This window comes from Kitasatospora sp. NPDC056783 (assembly GCF_042789895.1).
Lineage (GTDB): Bacteria > Actinomycetota > Actinomycetes > Streptomycetales > Streptomycetaceae > Kitasatospora.
This window is the reverse complement of record NZ_JBHUAF010000557.1, coordinates 1-4032: the sequence shown is the minus strand read 5'-3', so window position 1 is coordinate 4032 and position 4032 is coordinate 1. Positions and strand designations below refer to the sequence as shown.

General features: G+C 75.5%; 1 protein-coding gene. It reads right to left on the bottom strand.

Annotated features, from left to right (window positions below):
* A partial coding sequence (locus ACFRMQ_RS38990; RefSeq protein WP_380735636.1) for an SDR family NAD(P)-dependent oxidoreductase occupies positions 1–4032 on the bottom strand: 4032 nt, incomplete at both ends.

Here is a 4032-nt window from a genome sequence, read left to right as displayed (position 1 = left end):
CGCCCCACCCGCGACCAGGTCCCACAACTCCTGCGCCGACCCCACCCCACCCGGATACCGGGCCCCCAGCCCCACCACGACCACCGGATCATCCGACACCGGCACCCCGACCGGCACGGGCGCGACCGTCCGGCGCTCCTGGCCGAGAACCACCTCACGCAGGTACTCGGCCAGCCGGGCCGGGGTCGGGTGGTCGAAGACCATCGTCGCCGACAGCCTGGTCCCGACCGCCGTGGAGAGCCGGTTGCGCAGTTCCACCGCGGTGAGCGAGTCGAAGCCCAGGTCCTTGAAGGCTCGGTCGGCGCCGACGGCCGCGGTGTCGCCGCGCCCCAGCACGGCCGAGGCGTGGGTGCTGACCAGATCGAGCAGGATCTCGCGTTGCCGGGCCTCGGGGAGCGATCCCAGCCGGCCCGCCAGTCCGGTGGTCCGCACCGGTTTGCGGGCGCGTGCCAGCGCGCGCAGCACCGGCCGGTCGCCCAGCGCGGACACCTTGAGCCGGGCCGCGACCACCGCCGGTTCCGCGCTGTCCAGGCCCCCGTCGAACAGCCCGAGTCCGTAGTCGGTCGCCATCGGCAGCAGCCCCGCGCGGGCGAGGCGTTCACCGTCGGCCTCGGACATCCGCCCGGTCAGCCCGCTGGCCTCGGCCCAGTGGCCCCAGGCCAGCGACACCCCCGGCAGTCCGAGTGCTCGCCGGTACGCGGCCAGGCCGTCGAGGTACGCGTTCGCCGCGGCGTAGTTCGCCTGCCCGGGGCTGCCGAGCGTCCCGGCCGCCGAGGAGAAGAGGACGAACGCCGTCAGGTCCCGTCCCCGGGTGAGTTCGTGCAGGTTCCACGCCGCCCGAGCCTTGGGCTCCCAGACCGCCGCGAGACGCTCCGGGGTCAGGGACGCGACCACGGCATCGTCGAGCACACCCGCCGCGTGCACGACCGCGGTCAGCGGACGCTCCGCCGGGATCGCGTCCAGCACGGCCGCCAGCGCGTCCCGGTCGGCCACGTCACAGGCCGCCACCGTCACCTCCGCGCCCAGCCCCTCCAGTTCCCCGCGCAACGCCGCCCCGCCACCCCGACGGCTGACCAGCAGCAGATGCCGCACACCCCGCTCCGCCACCAGATGCCGGGCCACCAGGCCCCCCAGCGTCCCCGTACCACCGGTGATCAGCACCGTGCCCTCGGGGCCGACCGGCTGGGGAACCGTGAGAACGATCTTCCCGACGTGAGCGGCCCGGCTCATGAACCGGAAGGCGTCCCGCGCGCGGCGGACGTCCCAGGTGGTGAGTGGTGGCAGCCGCAGCTCGCCGGCGCCGAGCAGCCGGACGGCCTCGGCCAGGATCTCCCCCAGCCGCTCCGGTCCCGCGTCGGCCAGGTCGAAGGCCAGCACGCCGGGCCTGATGTCCGCCTTGCCCATCTCCACGAACCGCCCGCCGGGTGCGAGCAGCCCCAAGGAGGCGTCCAGGAACTCGCCGGACAGCGAGTTCAGCACCACGTCGAAGGGTCCGAACCGGTCGGCGAACTCCAGGGTGCGGGACGAGGCGATGTGGTCCTCGTCCAGCCCCAGGGCGCGCAGCGCGTCCCACTTGGCCGGGCCGGCGGTGGCGAACACCTCCGCCCCGAGCCGCCGGGCCAGCTGGATCGCCGCCATGCCGACACCGCCGGTGCCGGCGTGGATCAGCACCCGGTCACCGGCCTTCAGCCCGCCCAGGTCGCGCAGGCCGTACCAGGCGGTCAGGAACGCGATCGGCACGGAGGCGGCCTGGGTGAACGTCCACTCGTCGGGGATGCGCACCAGCACCCTGTGGTCGGCGACGGCGACCCGGCCGAACGCGCCGGGCAGCAGCCCTGCGACCCGGTCACCCGGCCGCAGCCCGGTGACCTCGGCGCCGACCTCGGTGACGACGCCCGCGCCCTCGCTGCCGAGCAGCGCCGGGTCCGGGTAGACGCCGAGGGCGATCAGCACGTCCCGGAAGTTCAGGCCGGCCGCCCGCACGGCGACGCGCACCTCCCGGGGCCCGGGCGGGGCCTGCTCGTACGGCAGGAAGGCGAGGTCGTCCAGGCTGCCCGTGTCCGGCCGCGTCAGCCGTCCGTCGAACGCCTCCGGTGCGGAGCGCACGAGCCGGGGCGCGTAGACGGCCCCCCGGCGCACCGCCACCTGGTCCTCGTCGCCGACCGACAGGCCGTCGGGCAGCTCGTCGGCGTCGACGAGCACGAACCGGCCGGGGTGTTCGGACTGCGCGGACCGGACCAGGCCCCAGACGGCCGAGGCGTCCGGGTCGCTCACCCGGTCACCGGGAACGACGGCGACCGCGCCCCGGGTGCGCACCACGAGCCGTTCGCCGGGCCCGGCCAGGAAGTCCTGGACGGCCGTCAGCGCCTCGGCGACCGAGCCGGGCGAGACGACGGCGTCGCCGAGCGCGCCTTCGCCGGGGGGCAGCGGAATCCAGTCGAGGGCGTACAGCGGGCCGCGCTCGGCCATCGGGCGGGTGGTCAGCGCCTCGATGGTCGCCACGGGCTCGCCGGACCGGTCCGCCAGGTGGACGGCGTACGTGCCGGGGCGCACCACCGTCAGCCGCACGCGCGCGGAGGTCACGCCGGTGCGGTGGACCGCGATCCCGCCCAGCGAGAACGGCAGCCGCACGTCGCCTTCCGTGCCGGACAGCAGCGCCAGTGGTTGCAGGGCGGCGTCCAGCAGGGCCGGATGGACGGAGAACCGGGCCGCGTCCGGCACGGTGACCTCGGCGAACACCTCGGCGCCGCGGCGCCACACCGCCTGCACGGCCTGGAAGGCCGGCCCGTACTCGTAGCCCGCCGCGGCGAGCGTGTCGTAGAGCCCGGTGACCGGTTCCGCGCCGGCCGGCGGCCAGTGCGTCAGCTCCTGCCCGGCCACGGCCCGCCCGGCCACAGGCTGCCCGCTCACCGTGCCGGTGGCGTGCCGCACCCAGCCGTCCGTACGGGAGCGGACGTCGACCGTGCGGCGGCCGGTCTCGTCCGGTTCGCCGACGACGACCTGCACGTCCACCGCACCGTCGGCGGGCACCGTCAGCGGCGCTTCCAGGACCAGTTCCTCGACGGCCGCCCCGACCGCGTGCACCACCAGTTCCACGAACGCCGTCGCGGGCAGCAGGACCGTTCCCAGGACGGAGTGGTCCGCGAGCCAGGGGTGGGTGGCCAGGGAGAGCCGGCCCGTCAGGACCCGTTGCTCGCCCACCTCGACGGCGGCGCCGAGCAGTGGGTGGTCCACCGGGTCGAGCCCGGCCGCGGACACGTCTCCCGCGCCTGCGGCGAGCCAGAACCGCGTCCGCTGGAAGGGGTAGGTGGGCAGCGCCACCGGCTCCCCTTCGGGGAACGGCCACCGCACCGGCACACCGGCGACGAACAGCCGCGCCGCGGCGGCCAGGAACTCGGCCGGGGTGCCGTGGTCGCGACGCAGTGTCCCGGTCACCACACCCGCCTCGTACTCCTCCAGCGCGGGCGTGAGCACCGGGTGCGGGCTGATCTCGACGAAGACCGGGTCGCGGCCCGAGGCGAGCAGCAGCCGGACGGTCCGGTCGAACAGCACGGTTTCGCGGAGGTTGCGGTACCAGTAGCCGGCGTCGAGGGCGGAGGTGTCGATCTCCTCGCCGGTCACCGTGGAGTAGAAGGGGACGTCCGCGGTCCTCGGTTCGATCCCGGCGAGGTCGGTGAGCAGCTGCTCGCGGACCGCCTCGACCTGGGCGGAGTGGGCGGCGTAGTCGACGGGCAGGCGGCGGGCGCGGACGCCGTCGGCCTCACAGGCCGCCAGCAGTTCGTCCAGCGCGTCCAGATCACCCGATACCACCACGCTGTCGGCCGAGTTGACCACCGCCACCGTCAGCCGGCCGTCCCAGCGGGCCACGAACTCGGCGGCCCGCTCCTGCCCGAGGCCGACCGAGACCATCCCGCCCTGGCCCGCCAGGGCGACGAGCGCCTTGCTGCGCAGGGCCACCACCTTCGCGGCGTCCTCCAGGGACAACGCGCCGGCCACGTACGCCGCCGCGATCTCCCCCTGTGAGTGCCCGAC